Raw genomic sequence first — 20,900 nt, forward strand, 5'->3', positions numbered from 1 at the left:
CTGTTTTACTGCAATTAACCGCGATCTTCCCACTCTTGAGCGCGAGCGACGGCTTTTTTCCAACCATTATAGCGATAGTTACGCTCAGTGGTTTCGATGCCAGGGCGGAATTCTTTATCAATAGCGGCTTTGTTTTTCACTTCTTCTAAATCATTCCAGAAACCGATAGCAAGACCTGCAAGGAATGCTGCACCTAATGCGGTACTTTCACGAACAACAGGGCGTTCTACACGAGTACCTAAAATATCGGATTGGAATTGCATTAAGAAGTTGTTAGCAACAGCACCACCATCAACACGTAGTGATTGTAAACGTGCACCTGAATCAGCTTGCATTGCATCAAGCACATCGCGTGTTTGATAAGCGATAGATTCTAAGGTTGCACGAATAATGTGATTACGGTTAGCGCCACGGGTTAAACCAAAAATAGCGCCACGGGCATACGGATCCCAATATGGTGCGCCTAAACCTGTAAATGCAGGAACAACATAGACGCCATTAGTATCATTAACTTTAGTTGCGAAGTATTCAGAGTCAGTGGCTTCATCAATGAGTTTTAACTCATCACGTAGCCATTGAATGGAAGCACCACCAACGAATACCGCACCTTCTAGGGCATAGTTCACTTCACCGCGAGGACCACAACAGATTGTTGTTAACAAACCATGATTAGAGCGAACCGCTTCTTTACCTGTGTTCATCAGTAAGAAGCAACCTGTACCATAGGTATTTTTTGCCATACCGCTTTGTACGCAAAGTTGACCATAAAGTGCAGCTTGTTGGTCACCCGCCATACCCGCGATAGGAATACGTGTACCCCCTTTACCACCAATGTTTGTTTGGCCATAAACTTCTGAAGATGGCACAACTTTTGGTAGCATATTGCGAGGAATATCCAGCAGATCGAGGATTTTTTGATCCCAATCTAAAGAGTGGATATTAAATAACATGGTGCGTGAGGCGTTAGTGAAATCTGTAACGTGAACGCGACCTTGTGTCATTTTCCAAACTAACCAAGTATCAACAGTACCGAATAACAATTCGCCTTTTTCTGCTTTTTCACGAGCACCTTCGACGTTGTCGAGGATCCATTTTAATTTTGTACCAGAGAAATAAGGGTCAACCATTAAACCCGTGTTTTGACGGATATATTCTTCAACACCTTCTTTATCTTTTAAGCGAGTACAGAAATCCGCAGTACGACGGCATTGCCATACAATTGCATTATAAACAGGTTTACCCGTTTCTTTATCCCATACAATAGTGGTTTCACGTTGGTTTGTGATACCAATACCTGCAACGTGGTCGGATGGAATATCTGCTTTTGCTAATACTTCAACTAAGGTTGCACTTTGTGTCGCCCAAATTTCCATTGGATCGTGTTCAACCCAGCCTGGCTTAGGATAGATTTGGGTGAATTCACGTTGTGAAATACTGACGATATTGGCATCGTGGTCAATGACTACGGCGCGTGAACTGGTTGTACCCTGATCCAGTGCAACAATGTATTTTTTCTCGGTATTCGATGTATTTGTTTCTGTTGTCATGTTAGTAACCTGTTCTGATAATCAACAATATTGCTCTTAACTTTATTTATCGTCTTCAATTTTGCAGGTATCGCAAGGTAAGTGACGGCCAATTAATTTACGGTAAGCCAATGCACCTAAGATACCACCGATAAATGGAGCAATCATTGGAACTAAGAAATAAGGGATATCACGTCCACCAGTCAGCGCAATATCACCCCAGCCAGCAAAGTACGCAACCAGTTTTGGACCAAAGTCACGAGCTGGGTTTAAGGCGAATCCAGTTAATGGGCCAAATGCACCACCGATTACGGCAATTAAGATACCAATTAATAAAGGTGCTAATGGGCCTTTAGGTACACCGTTGCCATCATCAGTTAAGGCTAAAATTAAGCCAACTAATATAACGGCAATGATAACTTCAACAAAAAAGGCATGTACAACGGAAATTTGAGCTGCAGGATAAGTTGAAAATACACCAGCAGTGAAGAGACTTTCTTGTGAGCCTCTGACAATGCCATTAACTTGTTCGTAGTCGAGGAAAACACTGTAGTACATAAAGTACACAATAGCCGCGGCAAAGAAGCCACCTAACATTTGTGCAATAATATAAGGAACGACTTTTCTGCGCTCAAAGCAAGCAAATAGCCAAAATGCAACGGTAACAGCAGGGTTCAGGTGAGCACCAGAGGTGCCTGCGGTAAGATAAACGGCTAAGGCAACACCCAGCCCCCAGATAATACTTATCTCCCATAGTCCTAGCTCTGCGCCTGCAATACGTACCGCAGCAACACAACCAAGACCAAAGAAGACTAGCAACGCAGTTCCGATAAATTCAGAAATGCATTGACCCATAAGAGAGGTTTTCGTCTGGCTCATATATTCTATCCTGAAAGAGGGTTATTTATTGTTAGTATTCTTTTCGAATTGAAAAGATAACTGTGAATTTATCGTTAATGAGCGTAAACGAGAATAAGCGAAATTGAAATTTGTGTGTCTCATCAAGAAAATGAGTGAAAACGCTCTTAATTAGTGACTTGTTCGACATTTGTAATGTGATCTGACCAGTATTTTTGATAAATTGAAAAAAGAATGTAATTCCTCGGAAGATGCTAGACAGTTGTTGATAGGCTACTTACAATCGGAAGTATCGATTATATGGGGGATTACAGTATGTCATTTGAAGTTTTCGAGAAGTTAGAATCAAAAGTACAACAAGCCATTGATACCATCACGTTATTACAGATGGAAATCGAAGAGTTAAAAGAAAAAAATAACGCGCTAAGCCAAGAAGTTCAAGAAGCAGCAGGATCACGCGAAGCCCTTGTTCGTGAAAATGAAGAACTGAAACAAGAGCAATCAACTTGGCAGGAGCGTTTACGCGCGCTGTTAGGCAAAATGGAAGATGTGCAATAATTGTCTTTATTTGCTTAAAGTCTAAAAAAACAAAAGCCACCGTTAGGTGGCTTTTGAGTATTGAAATCGTAAGAACGCAGGTAAAAGTAACAATTACTCTTCAATCAAATCTTCATCTAAGCCTAATGGCTCTTCAGATAAAATGATCCCTGTGTTATCAGCATAAAGATAATCGCCAGAGAAGAAAGTAACACCACCGAAGTTAACACGGATATCACTTTCACCAATGCCTTCACTTTGGCAACCCGCAGGAATAGCAGCCATTGCTTGAATACCTAAATCAAGCTCTGATAATGCATCAACTTGACGTACGGCGCCGTAAACGACAATACCTTCCCATTCATTAGAAACAGCAAGTCGCGCTAGTTCAGCATCAACTAAGGCTTTACGTACAGAGCCACCGCCATCGACCAAAAGAATACGACCCTTGCCATTTTCTTCGAGTAAGTCATAAAGCAGGCCATTATCTTCAAAACATTTAACGGTGATGATTTGCCCGTTAAAGGCACTTTGACCACCAAAGTTTGAGAAAAGCGGTTCTACGACATTGATATCTTCTTGATAGATATCACAGAGTTCAGAAGTATCATATTTCATAGGAGATTACGTCAGGTTGCCACAGGAAAGTCCAGTATATCCCTTAACAGGGGCGGTTGGCAAAAGACTCACTGAAAATTCAGTGAGTCAAATCAACAATCGAGTGAAATTATTCTAAAACTAAACCTAAAGAGAAAAGAACGTTAGTTAACAGTGCTGCTTTTACCATATGTTCGAGTAGTGGACGCATCGCCTCACCTGAATGATCGGCATTCACACGTTTGATATGCAGTAAAAGCATAGGGGTGGCGAGTAAAAATAACCACGCGGTCCAGCGATGCATATAAAGTAGAGTGAAGATAATTAAGCAGGCAATAGAGAGAAAAATAACACACGTATGGTAAGTTCGTGAGCCAGCAGGACCTAAGCGAACAGCTAATGTATGTTTACCTGCCTGAATATCACTTTCTAAATCGCGCATATTATTAATGTTTAGAACAGCGACAGAAAGTAAACCACAGGCTGTGGCAGGAAGTAGGGTAACAATATCAAAAGTGTTGGATTGTAAGTAATAAGTTCCGATGACACTTAACCAGCCAAAGAAAATTAAAACAGAGATATCACCCAGCCCCATATAACCATAAGGGCGCTTACCCACGGTATAAGTAATCGCAGCAACAATAGCGAGTAAACCCATCACTAAGAAGCCAATAGCGTCTTCTGGCTTTTTACAGGCGACAATAATCAGTGCAATACCGCAGATACAGGAAATAATAACATTTAGGATCAGCGCTTTTTTCATTTGAGCCGCTGTTATTATGCCTTTTTGCATTCCACGAAGTGGCCCTAAACGCTCTTCAGTATCTGTTCCTTTTACGGCATCACCATAGTCATTGGCAAGGTTTGATAAGATCTGTAACGTTCCTGCTGTCAATATAGCAAGCAGTGCAATAGGTAGCTCAAAATGACCCATCCAATACGCTAATGCGGAACCAGTCACAATGGCAATTAACCCTAAAGGTAGAGTTTTGGGTCGTAAACTTTCAAGCCAGGCTTGGGTCCGGCTAGTGGAATTTAGAGAGCTCATGCTGAAATTCGATACTCATGTTCGTTGTTATTATAAAAATAAGAATGGGAGGCAAGCCTCCCACGTAAATATTGCTGATAAGGATCGCACAAGTTGATTATAAAATAAATCGACTCAGATCTTCATCTGCGACAAGCTCATCCAGATGCTGTTTCACATATTCTGCATCAATCAATACTGATTGACCTTGACGTTCACTTGCATCGTAGGAAATTTCTTCCATCAAACGCTCTAAAACAGTATGCAAACGACGAGCACCGATATTTTCAGTGGTTTCGTTTACGCGCCATGCTGATTCAGCAATTTTGCGAATACCGTCTTCGGTGAAGCTAATAGACACACCTTCGGTTGCCATTAATGCCTCATACTGTTTTGTTAACGATGCATTAGGTTCAGTTAGAATACGCTCAAAATCTTCTGCTGTCAGCGCTTGAAGTTCAACGCGAATTGGCAGACGTCCTTGTAATTCAGGAATTAAATCAGAAGGACTTGAAACTTGGAAAGCGCCTGATGCAATAAACAGAATATGGTCTGTTTTTACCATACCGTGTTTTGTTGAAACTGTACAACCTTCAACCAGTGGTAAGAGGTCACGCTGTACACCTTCACGAGAAACGTCAGGGCCAGAACTTTGTCCACCACGTTTACAGATTTTATCTACTTCATCAATAAAGACGATACCGTGTTGTTCTACCGCATCAATAGCTTGTTGTTTAAGCTCTTCAGGGTTAACTAATTTAGCAGCTTCTTCTTCAACAATAAGCTTAAACGCATCTTTGATTTTCATCTTGCGCGCTTTTTGCTTTTGCCCTGCCAAATTTTGGAACATAGATTGTAATTGGTTCGTCATCTCTTCCATTCCTGGAGGAGCCATAATTTCAACACCCATTGGTGTTGCAGATAACTCAATTTCAATCTCTTTATCGTCTAATTGACCTTCACGTAATTTTTTACGGAAAGATTGACGTGCAGCTGAAGGTTCTGATGCTTGTTCTGTTACGCCCCAGTTATTTTTTGCTGGTGGAATAAGTACATCAAGGATACGTTCTTCAGCCATTTCCTCAGCGCGGAAGCGATTTTTTTCAATTGCTTGGCTACGTACCATTTTTACCGCAGAGTCGGTTAAGTCACGGATAATAGAATCGACTTCTTTACCCACATAACCCACTTCGGTGAATTTAGTTGCTTCGACTTTGATGAAAGGTGCATTTGCCAATTTTGCTAAACGGCGTGCAATTTCAGTTTTACCTACACCGGTAGGTCCAATCATCAGAATATTTTTAGGTGTGACTTCATGGCGTAGCGCTTCATCAAGCTGCATACGACGCCAGCGGTTACGTAGGGCAATCGCCACAGCACGTTTCGCTTTATCTTGACCAATAATAAATCTATCAAGTTCACTGGCAATTTCGCGAGGAGTCATTTCAGACATGCTCTCTAATCCTTACTCTTTTGAAGAGAGTTCTTCAAAGTTGACATTATGGTTAGTGTAAATACAGATATCTCCAGCGATGCTAAGTGCTTTTTCAGCAATTTCTCGTGCAGAAAGTTCAGTATTTTCTAGCATAGCTCTAGCCGCTGCTTGTGCATAAGGGCCACCGGAACCGATAGCAATTAAATCGTTTTCTGGTTGAACCACATCACCATTACCTGTGATGATAAGAGATGTATTTTCATCTGCAACAGCAAGCAACGCTTCTAATTTGCGTAGCATTCTGTCTGTGCGCCAATCTTTAGCAAGTTCTACCGCAGCTTTAGTTAAATGCCCTTGGTGAAGTTCTAATTTGCGCTCAAACAGTTCAAAAAGAGTAAAAGCATCAGCAGTGCCGCCAGCAAATCCCGCAATGACTTTGTCGTTATAAAGACGGCGTACTTTGCGAACATTGCCTTTCATGACGGTATTACCCATCGTCGCCTGTCCATCACCACCGATTACAACTTGGCCCTTACGGCGAACACTTACGATTGTAGTCATGAGTCAGCCCCTGGTTTAATCAATAAAAATGAGACGGGAAGTGTCTTTATTTAAGATAAAGCACTGCCCGTTGTGTGAATTAGAATTATAGGTGGGGGAGAAAATTTATTTTTCAACCCCCAGAAGAGCGAAGAATACAACCTGATACGCCAGCTCCAGCTGCTTGTCTGCTCACAGAGTTGGCTTGTTCTTTACTGTAAGGACCTGATAAGACGCGGATCCAACCATCATTTCCTTTCGTTACTCGGCTTTCAACACCAGAAAAAGCCAGAGTTGCTCTCACTGATTCAGCTTGTTCGGTATTTTTAAATGAGCCGCATTGCACTAAAAAGTTTGCTTCAGTAACAGCGGGTTTAGGCGGTGTAACAATTGCAGGTACAGGTACTTGCGGTGGTTGAGTTTGTACAGGCTGTTGTGCAACAGAAGGTGTTGTTGTTGCAGGTGGTGTTACAACCACTTGTGAGCGCGGTACTTCACCATTGTAAGGCACTTCTGGCAGTTGAACAGCAGGTTGACGCTTATCCGCTTCAATTTGTTGTAAAAAACGTAACTGCTCAGGCGAAAGTGTTGCTTTCGGATTAATCTGGCTACCCGATGAAGGATATTCAGGCTGTAAAGGCGTACCTACCTGACGATTTTCCAATTCTTTAATATATTGCCAACGCTCTTGCGGTTTTGGCGGTAGGCTATTCGCTGGATGTTGCCCAGTGATGGTTGGCGTTGTTTCTACGGCTTCTTTTTTATCATGTGTAATAAAATAGAGGCCGCCGATAAACAGCGCCACAATAGCGATTGCCGCAATAAGCGTCGTTAAAGGCAGCCCTTTAGCAGCCTTTTTGCTTTTACTTTTCGTTGTCTTTTTACGACGAGCAGATGTCTGCCCTCGTCCCACATAGTCTCGTTGTGCCACAGTTCGATTCGCTGATAATTAAAGGAATAGGTATCACAAACGATATGTTACTTAACATAGTGTGTTTTGCCTAGCTTTTAAGCCGACAGACACTGTCTCTTATAATTAGCTCACAATCTAATAAGCGAGAACCAGGTGCAACAGGTCTACCTTGTAGTTGGTCGAGTAATAACAACATAGATTCACGACCAATTTGATAACGAGGTTGCTCCATTGTTGTTAGGGCTGGTTCGCTATAACGTGTGATATCAAGATTATCAAAACCAATCACAGAGAGATCTTTAGGGAGCTCTAATCCTAATTTTTTCGCCTGCCACATAACGCCAATTGCCATAATATCACTATGACAGAACACGGCTGTTGGTGGCTCTGGTAAAGAAATCAGCTTTTTCAGACTTTCTGCACCGCTTTCATGGGTAAAATCACCACGGATAATATAATCTTCACGCAAAGGTACGCCTGTTCTACGCATGGCTTGAATATAGCCTTGCAAGCGATAACGACATAAAGGCATATCTTCTGGGCCTGTAATACATGCAATACGCTTATGACCCATTTGCTGTAAATAGTGTGTTGCTCTAAAAGATGCCGTGAGATTATCAATATGCACGGTAGGTAATTCAAGTTCAGGCGCAAACTCATTTGCCATGATCATCGGCGGTAAATTTTTCTGTTCTTCTTTGGAAACATCAAAAGGAATGTGTGAGCCAAGAAGTAACATACCGTCAATTTGTTTGGTGATAATGAGATTAATAAAGGCATTTTCATGTTTTTGCTGATGTTTACAATCACCAATTAACACGAGATAACCATGTTGAGCAGCGGTTTCTTCGATGCCACACACAACATCAGTAAAAAATGGATCGCTGATGTTAGGTACGATCACAAGGATCGTTTTTGACTCGTTACGCTTAAGGTTTTTTGACAGGTTATGTGGGTAATAGCCCACATCAAGAACAGCCTGTTCAACTTTCTGACGGGTTTGTGAGGATACTTTTTCCGGATTCATTAAAGTACGTGACACAGTTGCTGTGGACACGCCGGCTGCAAGGGCAACATCTTTCATTGTTGCTTGCGTATTATCTTTATTATTCTGTTGCAAACCCCATACCTCCCTTCTGGATGGTTTAGTTAAACGATTGCTTTTTTGTTGCAAAAAAACCGCCAATACTCAAAAAAGGATTTTATCGACGGTTTTTAATTCAAGAAATATTCTAAATTGTTATTCTACCCACTTTTTAAATAGATACTGTTACCTAGTTTGCATAAAAAGTGTGATATCAATCGTTTTTATGAGATAGTTCGCAAAATTGATAAATAATCTCGGGCTGTAACAAGTATTCAAGCGAAATAGTATCCGCAGCATAAGTCTGACTAAAATATCCCCCATTTGAGCAGGAAAGATCCTTAACAGTCTGTTGGGTCAACATCAATATTCCATTTTACTTTTTTACTCTCAGGTAAGGCGACAATCTGAGGATAAGTGACAGACATCAATTTTTGTAAATAACCCCGTGAAGGATGCTGGAGCAATAATTGCCAACGATAATTTCCACCTCGTTTAGCTTGAATTGCTGGAACGGGTCCCATTACCCATAAATTCGCGTCTCGCATTGGGTGTTGTTCAAAAAACTGTTTGAGCTGTCGTAAGAACTGAGGTGCACGCTGATTATTGTGATCTTCAGAGCGGATCATAATATGGCTAGAATAAGGCGGTAAAAAAGTCGCTTGTCGCTCCTGCAAAGCTTCTTTAGTGAAAGCGTCATAACCTTTTTCTAATAGTGTCAGCAACAGAGGGTGATCAGGCTGGTGAGTTTGTAAATATACCGCGCCTTGTTTACCTGCACGACCCGCACGACCTGATACTTGTATATAAAGCTGAGCAAAGCGTTCGGCTGCACGAAAATCACTGGAGAACAGAGCGCCATCCACATCAAGTAAAGCCACTAAGGTGACATCAGGAAAGTGATGCCCTTTGGCTAACATCTGTGTACCAATAAGAATACGTGGGCCACCCTGATAAATATCTTCCAGTTGTTGCTCTAAAGCACCTTTGCGACTTGTTGTATCTTTATCAATTCGCGTCACTGGTGTATCAGGAAATAATTCACCAATCCCTTGCTCAAGTTGTTCGGTTCCTAATCCTACGGGGATTAAATTAGTTGAACCACATTGTGGGCATTGTGCTGGAATTCGTCGCTGGCTATCACATTGATGGCAACGTAACATGCCATGTTTTTGGTGGATCGTATAATAGTGATCACAGCGAGGGCATTCTGCTATCCAACCACATTCATGACATAACAGTGCGGGTGAAAATCCTCGGCGATTTAAAAAGAGCATTACTTGGTTACCCGCATTAAGGTGCTCTTTTATTGCTTTAATCAGAATTGGAGACAACCCTGTTGTCAGCGGTTGCCCTTTTAAATCAATTAAATGCTCTGTTGCGGGTTTTGCATTGCCTGCACGTTGAGTCAGTGTGAGTTGTTGATATTTCTTTTGCTCAACATTAAAACTAGTTTCAATTGATGGGGTTGCGGTTCCCATCACGATAGGAATATTTTCTTGCTTTGCTCGGAAAACGGCGAGATCACGAGCATGGTAACGCCAACCATCTTGTTGTTTATAAGAGCCATCATGCTCTTCATCGATAATAATAATGCCAAGATGCTGAAAAGGGGTTAGAAGTGCTGATCGTGTGCCAATAATAATGGCGTTATCACCTCGTTTTGCTCGTAACCAAACGGCTAAGCGTTCAGTATCATTTAATCCTGAATGAAGCACATCGACAGGGGCATTAAAGCGTGCTTTAAAACGGCGGATTGTTTGGGGTGTTAAACCAATTTCAGGCACCAGTACCAGTGCTTGTTTACCTTGCGCGAGAATTTTTTCTAATACACTTAAATAGACTTCCGTTTTTCCTGAACCTGTAATACCCAATAATAACCAAGGTGAGAACTGGTCAGCCTGCGCGGTGATTGCACCTACTGCAATAGCTTGTTCTGTGTTTAACTTAAAACGCTCGCCTTGAACCGCAAGATCATTGTGCCAGTGTATAGGAGCCGGTTGGATAGGGCGAAGATCTGCAAACTCTTTCTTTTTTAAGTTATTAAGTGTTGCAGTTGTGATTTCAAATTCATCAAGTTGATGGCGATATAAAGGTGTACGGCGAAGGGCAGCTAATGCTTGTTGCTGTTTTTTCGCACCTTTTAAACTATTGAGATCGAGATTAATTCCCTCTTCAGTAGCATACCATTGCCATAATGGTGTGAATTCTGCGGGTTTTCCTTGTCGTAATAAAATCGGCATAGCATGAAATAGCACTTCCCCTAAAGGATAGTGATAATAAGCCGATGCCCAATTTAACATATCCCACAAAACACCCGGAAAGAGTGTTTCGCTATCAAGGATCTCATCAATTGGCTTTAGCTTTTCGATAGGAAACTCACTGTGTGTACTGAGTCCTTTGACAATACCAAGAGAGCGGCGTTTATTACCAAAAGGCACGATCACCCGACTGCCGATAACAGGCGCATCAATCCCTTCTGGTAACAGATAATCAAAAGAGGAGAATAGTGGTACAGGTAAAATTACCTGAACTATGGTCATATCAGGGTTTCCGAGAGTTTTAGCGAAAAGATGACGCTAAGAATATCACAAAAAGTGTGCAGATTTCATTGCGCGTTTAGCGGATATTCTGTATGATCCGCCCCCTTTGGTAGATAAATTACCAAACACTTAATTTCAATCAACACGACGTGTGGTGTTCGGCTGTGGGCTGAATGGCGACACGGCCTTAGTAGAGGTTTTCCATGCAAAAAGATATCCATCCTAAATATGAAGAAATTACTGCATCTTGTTCTTGCGGTAACGTTATGAAAATCAACTCCACTGCAGGTCATAACCTGAATCTGGACGTTTGTGACAAATGCCACCCATTCTATACTGGTAAACAACGTGATGTTGCAACTGGTGGTCGTGTTGATCTGTTCAACAAACGCTTCAAAATTCCAGGCAGCAAATAAGATATTTGTTGTCACAAGATGTCAGCCTAGTCTGACATCTTGCAGACAGTTCGGAATTGAAAAAAAGCCCAAAGTTTTTGCTTTGGGCTTTTTTGTTCGTGTTAATCAAGCAATAAGTCAATACCTGACGCTGATTAATACTCCCAAGTATCGGGATCAACCCCGCGCTGGCGCATTATTTCTTTTGCCTCTTCAGGGATTTCATCGTTACGTTCTTTACGTAAGTCTTCATCATTTGGGAGAGGCTGTCCGGTAAATGCGTGCAAAAATGCTTCACACAATAATTCACTATTGGTTGCATGTTTTAGGTTATTAACCTGACGGCGAGTGCGTTCATCGGTCAAAATTTTTAGCACTTTCAATGGAATTGAAACTGTAATTTTTTTAACTTGCTCACTCTTTTTGCCATGCTCAGCGTAAGGGCTGATATATTCACCGTTCCATTCAGCCATGGATTACCTTAATTAATATCATTTAGTTGAAGTCAGAATAGGGTTAACCCACATTCTGATGGGCAATACCAGTTTATCATGACTTTTCTAAAACCACCGACTCTTCTGGCTGAAGGTGAGAGAAAAAGTAACAGTCACTGGCGATATTCTTAATCTGTGTATTATTCCATTACTTAATCTATCCGTAAAGTAGTTTAGATGGCTAGATGTATTGACGTCTTGGTGTCTAATTAGATATGCTGTCATTCGACGTTTCCACTTATCGCTGTGACAAGGTGCCTGTATGATGAAGAAAACAGCAACAATTGCTATCCATAATGGGCTAAATGAAGACACTCAATTTGGTTGTGTCGTACCGCCTATCTATCTTTCTAGTACCTATAATTTTTTAGAATTTAATCAGCCTCGTGCTCATGATTATTCTCGTCGAGGTAATCCAACACGCGATATGGTGCAAAAGGCATTAGCCGAGCTAGAAGGTGGAGTGGGGGCAGTTGTCACTAGCAGTGGAATGTCAGCTATTCATTTAATTTGTACGGTTTTTCTAAAACCTGGCGATGTGATTGTTGCGCCTCATGATTGTTATGGAGGAAGCTATCGCCTTTTTAACAGCCAACAAGAGCGTGGTGCTTACCGTGTGATTTTCGTTGATCAAAATGATGATATTGCACTTAAGCAGGCTTTAGCGCATCAGCCTAAAATTGTTTTTATCGAAACACCAAGTAATCCTCTTTTAAGAATAACGGATATTCAAAAAATCAGTGAACTTGCTCATCAACAAGGTGCTTTAGTGGTTGCTGATAACACCTTTATGAGTCCTGTCTTGCAAAAGCCGTTAGCATTAGGCGCTGATATTGTTGTGCACTCATGCACAAAATATCTTAATGGACACTCAGATATTGTCGCTGGTGTTGTTATCTGTCAGTGTCAGAAACAGCTTGAGGAGCTAAGCTGGTGGGCGAATAATATTGGTGTCACATCTGGCGCATTTGATAGCTATTTATTATTACGAGGCATAAGAACATTAGTACCTCGAATTCGACTTCAGCAAGAAAATGCACAGGCATTAGTGGCGTTTTTACAAGCACTGCCATTAGTCGAAAAAATGTATTACCCCGCACTGGAAAATCATGTTGGTCATCAAATAGCAAAAAAACAGCAACAAGGTTTCGGTGCAATGTTAAGTTTTGAGTTAAAAGGGGGATTGGATGTGATTAAACTCTTTTTATCTCAATTAACACTCTTTACACTGGCAGAATCTTTAGGTGGGGTAGAAACCTTAATTTGTCACCCTGCCACCATGACACATGCAGGTATGTCAGAAGAAGCGAAAAAAACAGCAGGGATCAGCCCCTCATTACTTCGTATCTCGGTGGGTATTGAAGATAGCCAGGATTTAATCAATGATTTGCAAAGTGCGTTTGATGCAGCAACTAAAAGGTAACCATGGATCATGAGCGTAGTGGCGATTAAACAACAGGCGGAGCCGATTTGCCGTCAGTTACATAAATTCGGTGGTAGCAGTCTTGCGGACATAAAATGTTATCAACGTGTCGTGAATATCATGACGAACTATAGCCAACCTAATGACCTAATGGTGGTTTCTGCGGCGGGCTCTACGACGAATCAGTTGATTAGCTGGCTGAAGCTTAGCCAAAGTGATCGTATTTCTGCCCATCAAGTTCAACAAACGTTGCGCCGTTACCAGTTATCTTTAATTGAAGGGTTACTTTCAAAAGAGAATGCAGAATTACTTTCTCAAGCCTTTATTGCTGATCTTGAACGCTTAAGTTATTTGTTAGATAAACCTATTACAGACGCAACTTATGCAGAAGTTGTCGGCCACGGTGAAATTTGGTCTGCAAGATTAATGGCGAATTTACTTACAGAGCAAGGTTTACCTAGTGTGTGGTTAGATGCGCGTGAGTTCTTGTGTGCTGAAAGAGCGGCTCAGCCACAAGTCAACGAAACGTTATCTCGGCCATTACTACAATCACTATTAGCTAAACATCCTGAAAGCCGTTTTGTTGTAACTGGTTTTATTAGTCGCAATCAACAAGGTGAAACGGTCTTATTAGGTCGTAACGGTAGTGACTACTCTGCAACACAAGTGGGGGCTTTAGCCGATGTTGGTAAAGTTACAATTTGGAGTGATGTTGCGGGTGTTTATAGTGCAGATCCTCGCAAAGTAAAAGATGCTTGTTTATTACCCTTGTTGCGTTTAGATGAAGCGAGTGAATTGGCTCGATTAGCCGCCCCAGTTTTACATACGCGTACACTTCAACCCGTTTCAGGCAGTAATATTGATTTACAACTTCGTTGTAGCTATCAACCAGAGCAAGGATCAACACGTATAGAACGTGTGTTGGCATCAGGAACAGGTGCTAAAATAGTGACTAGCCATGATGATGTTTGTTTGATTGAGCTCCAACTCACATCACATCAAAATTTCGAACAAGTGGCGAAAGAGGTTGATGAATTACTTAAGCGTGCACAAATTCGTCCTTTAGCTACTGGTGTGGATAAAGACAGTCAACTTTTACAACTTTGCTATACCAGTGAAGTGGCTAATAGTGCATTGGACGTGCTACAAGATGCAGTTTTACCGGGTAAATTACATTTACGAGAAGGCTTCTCATTAGTGGCTTTAGTGGGTGCGGGTGTTTGTAAAAATCCTCTGCATTGTCATCGTTTTTATCAACAACTTAAAGACCAACCAGTTGAATTTATTTGGCATGCGGAAGATAACATCAGTTTAGTTGCGGTATTACGTAATTATACTGAGCACTTGCTGCAAGGTTTGCATCAAACATTATTTAGAGCTGAAAAACAAATTGGCTTAGTGCTGTTTGGTAAAGGGAATATTGGTTCACGTTGGTTAGAATTGTTTGCTCGTGAACAAGAGCCTTTATCAGCACGCAGTGATTTTGAATTTATCCTTGCGGGTGTGGTCGATAGCCGTCGCAGTTTGCTGGACTACCAAGGGATTAATCCTAGTCGCGCTTTGGCGTTCTTTGATGACGAAGCAACTGAACATACGGAAGAGTCACTCTATCTTTGGATGAGAGCACATCCTTATGATGATTTAGTGGTGGTTGATATTACTGCCAATGAGTCTCTTGCCGCTTCTTATGAAGATTTTGCTAGCTACGGTTTTCATGTTATCAGTGCAAATAAGATTGCTGGCTCGGCTTCAAGTGTACGCTATCGTGCCACACGAGATGCGTTTTCTAAAACAGGTCGCCATTGGTTATATAACGCTACAGTGGGTGCGGGTTTACCTATTAATCATACGGTGCGTGATCTGCGTGAAAGTGGTGACACTATTTTATCCATTAGCGGTATTTTCTCTGGCACACTTTCTTGGTTATTTTTGCAATTTGATGGCACAGTTCCTTTCAGTGAGCTGGTGGAACAAGCTTGGCAACAAGGATTAACAGAGCCTGATCCACGAATTGATTTATCAGGGCAAGATGTAATGCGTAAACTGGTTATTCTTGCTCGTGAAGCAGGTTATGACATCGAGCCAGAGCAGGTGCGCGTTGAATCTTTAGTACCTGTGCAAGCTGAAACTGGTTCGCTAGAAGAATTTTTTGATAACAGTGCGCTGATTAATGAACAAATGGCACAACGATTAGCTGCTGCAAATGAAATGGACATGGTATTACGTTATATCGCCCGTTTTGATGCTAATGGTAAAGCAAAAGTCGGTGTTGAAGCCGTGAGAAAAGATCATCCCCTCGCTTCGCTATTACCAGGGGATAATTTATTTGCGATTGAAAGTCGTTGGTATCGTGATAATCCGCTTGTGATCAGAGGGCCGGGAGCTGGCAGAGATGTGACCGCAGGCGCAATTCAGTCAGATTTAAACCGTCTTTCTCAATTACTGTAATTTAATTATTTCTTTTTTATAAAGGTTATCAGCGGGTTATTTTCTGCTGATAACCTTTTGTCATTTTTGTGTCATATCACCCAATTTTTTTAATTTTTTTGGCTATACTTAATTTATCTCTAGTCACAAAGGAGCGATTGATGTCAAAAGTAGTAAGACAGATTGTCCCACTAAGAAATGAAATGACGGAGGTGAACCATCAAGCTAAAGAGAACTTTTGTCAGTAGCTCATGATGTGAAATTTAAGCGTCTTGAGTGGAAGTTGAAGTGGAAGTTGAAGCATGGTTACAACGTGTTAGAACGTTATTTAGAGTACAATTCGATTAACCACATTATTTACAACAGACAACTTAACTTACTGAAAGAACAATTCGTTATTCTTAATTTAAAGCGCTGATATTCAGCGCTTTATTCGTTTTTATCTTATGAAAATTTTAATCGGAAAATTTAATCGAGTAAAAATGTAAAAGAGAAGAAAAATAAGGAATAAAATAGAGACATGAGTTATAGCCCACCTGTGAAATAAGCTGAAAATCAAAAAATAGACCAGACAAATTATCAATATTAAAAAAAATCATCTAAATTTACTGCCAGATAAACCCTCACGTATCTTGCCCTTTCTAGTAAAAAACGCTTCTTAGTCGATAAGAAACAAAAATATGTCCTTATTTTTGGCAAAATTGAGCCAAAACAACATGAATATTAGCCATTCTTATAACACTAAAGCCGTAATTAAATTTCAGAAAAATCCCCCAAACCGATTATTTTCTGATATGAATAGTAGGCTAAGTAAAAAAAGCAGTGTGGCTTATCACAAAAATCAAAATAAAGTCACATTAGAAATGAAAGTTAATTACACAACTGGGAGGACATGACTTTTCTAATAGGAAGAAGCATGTTGTTACCGCCACAAAGACAAGGTCAGGAGTCTTATGAATCAACAATATTCTGCTATGCGTAGCAATGTCAGTATGCTTGGCAAGCTACTTGGAGATACGATAAAAGAAGCACTCGGTGAAGAAATTTTAGATAAGGTTGAATCTATTCGAAAATTATCTAAATCGTCACGAGCAGGTAATGAAGTTCAGCGACAAAAACTGTTGTTGACGTTACAAAATCTCTCTAATGATGAATTATTACCTGTTGCTAGAGCATTTAATCAATTCTTAAACCTGACGAACGTGGCAGAACAATACCATAGCATTTCGCCTCATGGCGAAGCGGCTAGCAATCCTGTGGCATTGGCAAAACTGATCACCCGACTAAAAGATAAGAATTTTACCGACGAGCAATTAAAAGAAGCCGTAGAGCAAATCTCTATTGAGCTGGTATTAACAGCACACCCAACCGAAATTGCACGTCGCACACTTATTCATAAGCTGGTTGAGGTGAATACCTGTTTATCTCAACTGGATCACGATGATTTAGCGGATTACGAACGTACTAATATTATGCGCCGTCTGCGCCAGTTAGTGGCTCAATCATGGCATACTGACGAAATTAGAAAAATTCGCCCAACACCTATTGATGAAGCAAAATGGGGCTTTGCGGTTGTTGAAAATAGCTTATGGGAAGGTGTTCCTGCTTTTTTACGTGAATTTAATGAGCAGCTTAGAGAGTCCATTGATTACAACTTACCAGTAGAAGCTTCTCCTATTCGTTTTACCTCATGGATGGGTGGAGATCGTGATGGTAACCCAAATGTGACGGCTGAAATCACACGCCATGCTTTACTATTAAGCCGTTGGAAAGCCGCTGATTTATTCTTAAATGATATTCAAGTCCTTGTTTCAGAACTTTCAATGACAGAAAGTACACCTGAACTGCGTGAATTAGCGGGTGGTGCTGAAGTTGCAGAACCTTATCGTGAAATTGCTAAACAATTGCGTACACGCTTACAAGTGACTCGCGATTATCTAGAGCAACGCATTAAAGGGTTGCAGTCGTTACCGCCAGAAGGCTTATTGATTGATAATGAAGAACTTTGGGAGCCGTTATACGCGTGTTATCAATCATTAACTCAATGTGGTATGCGCATTATTGCCAATGGGCAACTGTTAGATACATTACGCCGTATTCGTTGTTTTGGCTTACAACTGGTGAAACTGGATATTCGCCAAGAAAGCACCAATCACACTGAAGCACTCTCTGAATTAACACAATATTTAGAGCTTGGTGATTATGCAAATTGGTCTGAAGAGCAAAAACAAACTTTCTTACTTGAAGAATTAAATTCTAAACGCCCATTGATCCCAACAAATTGGCAGCCAAGTGCAGCGACTCAAGAAGTATTTGAAACTTGTCGTGTCATTGCACAATCACCTAAAGATTCTATTGCCTCTTATGTGATTTCAATGGCAAAAGTGCCTTCTGATGTATTAGCGGTAAAACTATTACTGAAAGAAGCTGGTGCGAATATTCGCTTACCTGTTGCTCCTTTATTTGAAACGCTTGAAGACTTAAATAACGCTGAAAGCGTAATGACCCGTTTGTTTAATATCCCTTGGTATCGTGATCTAATTGATGACAAACAAATGGTGATGATTGGCTATTCAGACTCAGCAAAAGATGCGGGTGTGATGGCGGCATCATGGGCGCAATATCGTGCTCAAGATGCATTAATCAAACTCTGTGAAAAATCAGGCGTAACATTAACACTATTCCATGGACGTGGCGGTACGATTGGTCGTGGCGGTGCGCCAGCACATGCAGCATTACTTTCTCAACCACCAGGAAGTTTAAAAGGGGGGCTGCGTGTGACGGAACAAGGCGAAATGATCCGCTTTAAGTTCGGATTACCACAAGTCACAATCAGCAGTCTTGCTCACTATGCGGGTGCAATCTTAGAAGCCAATTTATTGCCACCACCAGAGCCAAAAGCGCCTTGGATTGAGGTTATGGATTCTTTGTCTGACGTTTCTTGTGCCATGTATCGTGACTATGTGCGAGGGCAAGAAGACTTTGTTCCTTACTTTAGAGCAGCAACGCCAGAAGGCGAATTGGGTAAACTACCATTAGGCTCTCGTCCTGCAAAACGTCGTCCTACCGGTGGGGTTGAAACCTTGCGTGCTATTCCGTGGATCTTCGCATGGACTCAAAACCGCTTAATGTTACCTGCTTGGTTGGGTGCTGGTGCCGCATTACAACATGAAATCGATAGCGGAAAACAAGCGGTATTAGACGATATGTGTGAGAACTGGCCGTTCTTTAATACACGTATTGCGATGTTGGAAATGGTGTACGCTAAAGCGGATTTATGGTTAGCGGAATATTACGATCAACGTTTAGTTGAAGAGCGTTTATGGCCACTAGGAGCTAAATTACGTCAGCAACTTTCTGATGATATTAAGAGTGTTTTGGCAATATCAAAAGATGAACACTTAATGGCAGATTTGCCATGGGTTGCTGAATCTATTGCACTACGTAATGTATATACCGATCCATTAAACGTACTTCAGGCTGAGTTGTTACAGCGCTCTCGCACACATAGCGAGTCAGATCCTCGTATTGAACAGGCGCTAATGGTTACTATTGCGGGTATTGCTGCGGGTATGCGTAATACAGGCTAGCGTCATCAGTATTTAGCAATAAAAACAGCGCTTAATAAAAGCGCTGTTTTTTGTTTTTTATCTCTTATCTCTGATATTGGTTTTATTTTTTTGCTTCTTCATAAGACTCAATAGCTCTTATTCGTGCTTTTGCGTGATCAACTATGGGTAATGGGTAATCGAGAGAATTATTGGTTTTTGCTGCCCACTCATGAGGTGTATGAATATAGCGATTCGGCACATTGGCGAGTTCAGGAAGCCAATGGCGGATAAATTCACCATCAGGATCGAACTTACGACCTTGAGTGGTAGGATTAAAAATTCGAAAATAAGGTACGGCATCAGTTCCTGTTGATGCAGCCCACTGCCAACCCCCATTATTTGATGCGAAATCACCATCAATCAGTTGTGACATAAAATAACGCTCACCCCAACGCCAATCAATTAACAAGTCTTTGATAAGAAAGCTCGCCGTGAGCATACGTAAGCGGTTATGCATCCAACCTGTTTGGTTAAGCTGTCGCATCGCAGCATCAATAATAGGGAAACCCGTTGAGCCTTGAGTCCAAGCATTAAATTCATCTTGGTTGTTACGCCAATTAATTTTCTCTGTCCAAAGCTGAAAGGCAGTGTGTTTGCATAAATTTGGATTTGCCACAATTAAGTGTTGGTAAAACTCTCGCCAAATAAGTTCATTAAACCAAACAAATGCACCTGATGTGCTGTTTTCTAAGAAATCAGGTTCAGTTTGATAAAGGCGATTAAAACATTGTCGAATAGACAGTAATCCAATCGAAAGATAGGGGGATAATCGACTTGTACCATCAACTGCGGGAATGTCTCGCCATTTTGCATAATGTGGGACGCTTTCATAACAGAATTGCTTTAAGCGTTTAAGTGCCTCTTCTTCAGTAGAGATAAAAGAGGGCAAGCTTGTATTTTCAAGTGAAAATAGTGGTGCTTTTAAAGGTGATACCGCTTTTTGATGTGTCCTGATCTCTGGGATAGGTAACGAAGCGTTATTTTGTGAAAAAAAGAGCCGAAGGAATGCATTTCTAAAGGGAGTAAAAACTTTATACATCTCCCCTTGTTGGGTGACTACATTACCTGGTGGAATAAACACATTGTCATGATAAGCATAAACGGTTGTCTTATTCTTCAGTAACTCAGTGACCTTTTCATCACGACGTTGTTCATTAAGGGCATATTGGTGATTGAAAAAAAGGGCAGTGGCTTGATGCTGTTGGCAATACTCAGCCACTTTATCGGCTGCATTTGAATAAGTATCGCTAATCACGATTGTCAGTGGAATATTGAGTTTTGCCAGTGATATTGAAAGATCCAGCAAAGCATTATGAATGAACGCCTGACATGATAAAGCCATATTGTGGGTTTTCCATTGTTCAGGCGTTACGGTGAAAAGAGCATGCACCTGTGCTTGTTTATCTTGGCAAGCGTTAAAGAGTGCTTTGTTATCCGTCACTCTTAAATCATTACGAAACCAGACCAAATGAACAGAAGACGGGTGCATG

Annotated in this window: 16 protein-coding genes; 5 read left to right on the forward strand and 11 right to left on the reverse strand. The window is 41.1% G+C overall.

Features of this window, described 5'->3' with window-relative positions; genetic code table 11:
- Positions 1-14: 14 nt before the first annotated feature.
- Positions 15-1,547, reverse strand: a complete 1,533-nt coding sequence (glpK, locus tag ACWPWK_RS10510) for a glycerol kinase GlpK (RefSeq protein WP_088494086.1) — start codon at positions 1,545-1,547, stop codon at positions 15-17.
- A gap of 42 nt (positions 1,548-1,589) precedes the next feature.
- Entirely contained in the window at positions 1,590-2,405 is an 816-nt protein-coding gene (locus tag ACWPWK_RS10515; protein ID WP_109373413.1) for an MIP/aquaporin family protein, read from the reverse strand.
- A gap of 294 nt (positions 2,406-2,699) precedes the next feature.
- Between ACWPWK_RS10515 and zapB the strand changes: the two genes are divergently transcribed.
- Entirely contained in the window at positions 2,700-2,942 is a 243-nt protein-coding gene (zapB, locus tag ACWPWK_RS10520) for a septal ring assembly protein ZapB (protein WP_109373414.1), read from the forward strand.
- Between the two features lie 93 nt (positions 2,943-3,035).
- Here the strand turns inward: zapB and rraA are convergent, their stop codons facing one another.
- The 7 genes from rraA to priA form a co-directional block, all read right to left on the reverse strand.
- Entirely contained in the window at positions 3,036-3,539 is a 504-nt protein-coding gene (gene rraA / locus ACWPWK_RS10525) for a ribonuclease E activity regulator RraA (protein ID WP_100157725.1), read from the reverse strand.
- Positions 3,540-3,648: 109 nt separating this feature from the next.
- Positions 3,649-4,566 carry a 1,4-dihydroxy-2-naphthoate polyprenyltransferase gene (locus tag ACWPWK_RS10530; protein WP_109373415.1) on the reverse strand — a complete coding sequence of 306 codons (918 nt, stop codon included), beginning with the start codon at positions 4,564-4,566 and terminating at the stop codon, positions 3,649-3,651.
- 97 nt (positions 4,567-4,663) lie between these two features.
- Positions 4,664-5,998 carry an HslU--HslV peptidase ATPase subunit gene (gene hslU, locus ACWPWK_RS10535; protein ID WP_099073971.1) on the reverse strand — a complete coding sequence of 445 codons (1,335 nt, stop codon included), beginning with the start codon at positions 5,996-5,998 and terminating at the stop codon, positions 4,664-4,666.
- 12 nt (positions 5,999-6,010) lie between these two features.
- Complete coding sequence (gene hslV, locus ACWPWK_RS10540; RefSeq protein WP_006534149.1) at positions 6,011-6,541, reverse strand: ATP-dependent protease subunit HslV; 531 nt, start codon at positions 6,539-6,541, stop codon at positions 6,011-6,013.
- Positions 6,542-6,653: 112 nt separating this feature from the next.
- Positions 6,654-7,451, reverse strand: coding sequence for a cell division protein FtsN (ftsN, locus tag ACWPWK_RS10545; protein ID WP_109373416.1), 798 nt, complete (start codon positions 7,449-7,451; stop codon positions 6,654-6,656).
- Between the two features lie 70 nt (positions 7,452-7,521).
- Positions 7,522-8,553 (reverse strand): DNA-binding transcriptional regulator CytR, encoded by a 1,032-nt coding sequence (gene cytR / locus ACWPWK_RS10550; protein ID WP_072064648.1) that lies wholly within the window; start codon positions 8,551-8,553, stop codon positions 7,522-7,524.
- A gap of 305 nt (positions 8,554-8,858) precedes the next feature.
- Positions 8,859-11,060: a primosomal protein N' gene (priA, locus tag ACWPWK_RS10555; RefSeq protein WP_109373417.1), complete on the reverse strand. Its 2,202-nt coding sequence runs from the start codon at positions 11,058-11,060 to the stop codon at positions 8,859-8,861.
- A gap of 203 nt (positions 11,061-11,263) precedes the next feature.
- Between priA and rpmE the strand changes: the two genes are divergently transcribed.
- The gene (gene rpmE / locus ACWPWK_RS10560) at positions 11,264-11,476 is read left to right on the forward strand and encodes a 50S ribosomal protein L31 (protein WP_006534140.1); all 213 of its coding nucleotides are present in this window, start codon (positions 11,264-11,266) and stop codon (positions 11,474-11,476) included.
- 134 nt (positions 11,477-11,610) lie between these two features.
- Here the strand turns inward: rpmE and metJ are convergent, their stop codons facing one another.
- The gene (metJ, locus tag ACWPWK_RS10565) at positions 11,611-11,928 is read right to left on the reverse strand and encodes a met regulon transcriptional regulator MetJ (protein WP_006534139.1); all 318 of its coding nucleotides are present in this window, start codon (positions 11,926-11,928) and stop codon (positions 11,611-11,613) included.
- 283 nt (positions 11,929-12,211) lie between these two features.
- On the opposite strand from metJ, the gene metB reads away from it, so the two are divergent.
- The 3 genes from metB to ppc all read left to right on the forward strand — a co-directional run bounded on the left by metB (position 12,212) and on the right by ppc (position 19,389).
- Positions 12,212-13,372, forward strand: coding sequence for a cystathionine gamma-synthase (gene metB / locus ACWPWK_RS10570; protein WP_109373418.1), 1,161 nt, complete (start codon positions 12,212-12,214; stop codon positions 13,370-13,372).
- A gap of 9 nt (positions 13,373-13,381) precedes the next feature.
- The gene (locus ACWPWK_RS10575) at positions 13,382-15,820 is read left to right on the forward strand and encodes a bifunctional aspartate kinase/homoserine dehydrogenase II (RefSeq protein ID WP_109373419.1); all 2,439 of its coding nucleotides are present in this window, start codon (positions 13,382-13,384) and stop codon (positions 15,818-15,820) included.
- Between the two features lie 932 nt (positions 15,821-16,752).
- On the forward strand, positions 16,753-19,389 hold the full coding sequence (gene ppc / locus ACWPWK_RS10580; RefSeq protein ID WP_109373421.1) for a phosphoenolpyruvate carboxylase: 2,637 nt from the start codon (positions 16,753-16,755) through the stop codon (positions 19,387-19,389).
- Between the two features lie 82 nt (positions 19,390-19,471).
- On the opposite strand, the gene phrB is transcribed toward ppc, so the two are convergent.
- On the reverse strand, positions 19,472-20,899 hold the full coding sequence (gene phrB, locus ACWPWK_RS10585; protein ID WP_109373422.1) for a deoxyribodipyrimidine photo-lyase: 1,428 nt from the start codon (positions 20,897-20,899) through the stop codon (positions 19,472-19,474).
- Position 20,900: the final 1 nt, after the last annotated feature.

It is taken from the genome of Proteus sp. Marseille-Q3619 (assembly GCF_965283115.1).

What these genes read in the sequence shown, in the direction of transcription:
- glpK (WP_088494086.1), bottom strand. Translation starts at nt 1,547, where the DNA reads ATGACAACAGAAACAAATACATCGAATACCGAGAAAAAATACATTGTT.
- ACWPWK_RS10515 (WP_109373413.1), bottom strand. Translation starts at nt 2,405, where the DNA reads ATGAGCCAGACGAAAACCTCTCTTATGGGTCAATGCATTTCTGAATTT.
- zapB (WP_109373414.1), top strand. Translation starts at nt 2,700, where the DNA reads ATGTCATTTGAAGTTTTCGAGAAGTTAGAATCAAAAGTACAACAAGCC.
- rraA (WP_100157725.1), bottom strand. Translation starts at nt 3,539, where the DNA reads ATGAAATATGATACTTCTGAACTCTGTGATATCTATCAAGAAGATATC.
- ACWPWK_RS10530 (WP_109373415.1), bottom strand. Translation starts at nt 4,566, where the DNA reads ATGAGCTCTCTAAATTCCACTAGCCGGACCCAAGCCTGGCTTGAAAGT.
- hslU (WP_099073971.1), bottom strand. Translation starts at nt 5,998, where the DNA reads ATGTCTGAAATGACTCCTCGCGAAATTGCCAGTGAACTTGATAGATTT.
- hslV (WP_006534149.1), bottom strand. Translation starts at nt 6,541, where the DNA reads ATGACTACAATCGTAAGTGTTCGCCGTAAGGGCCAAGTTGTAATCGGT.
- priA (WP_109373417.1), bottom strand. Translation starts at nt 11,060, where the DNA reads ATGACCATAGTTCAGGTAATTTTACCTGTACCACTATTCTCCTCTTTT.
- rpmE (WP_006534140.1), top strand. Translation starts at nt 11,264, where the DNA reads ATGCAAAAAGATATCCATCCTAAATATGAAGAAATTACTGCATCTTGT.
- metJ (WP_006534139.1), bottom strand. Translation starts at nt 11,928, where the DNA reads ATGGCTGAATGGAACGGTGAATATATCAGCCCTTACGCTGAGCATGGC.
- metB (WP_109373418.1), top strand. Translation starts at nt 12,212, where the DNA reads ATGATGAAGAAAACAGCAACAATTGCTATCCATAATGGGCTAAATGAA.
- ACWPWK_RS10575 (WP_109373419.1), top strand. Translation starts at nt 13,382, where the DNA reads ATGAGCGTAGTGGCGATTAAACAACAGGCGGAGCCGATTTGCCGTCAG.
- ppc (WP_109373421.1), top strand. Translation starts at nt 16,753, where the DNA reads ATGAATCAACAATATTCTGCTATGCGTAGCAATGTCAGTATGCTTGGC.
- phrB (WP_109373422.1), bottom strand. Translation starts at nt 20,899, where the DNA reads ATGCACCCGTCTTCTGTTCATTTGGTCTGGTTTCGTAATGATTTAAGA.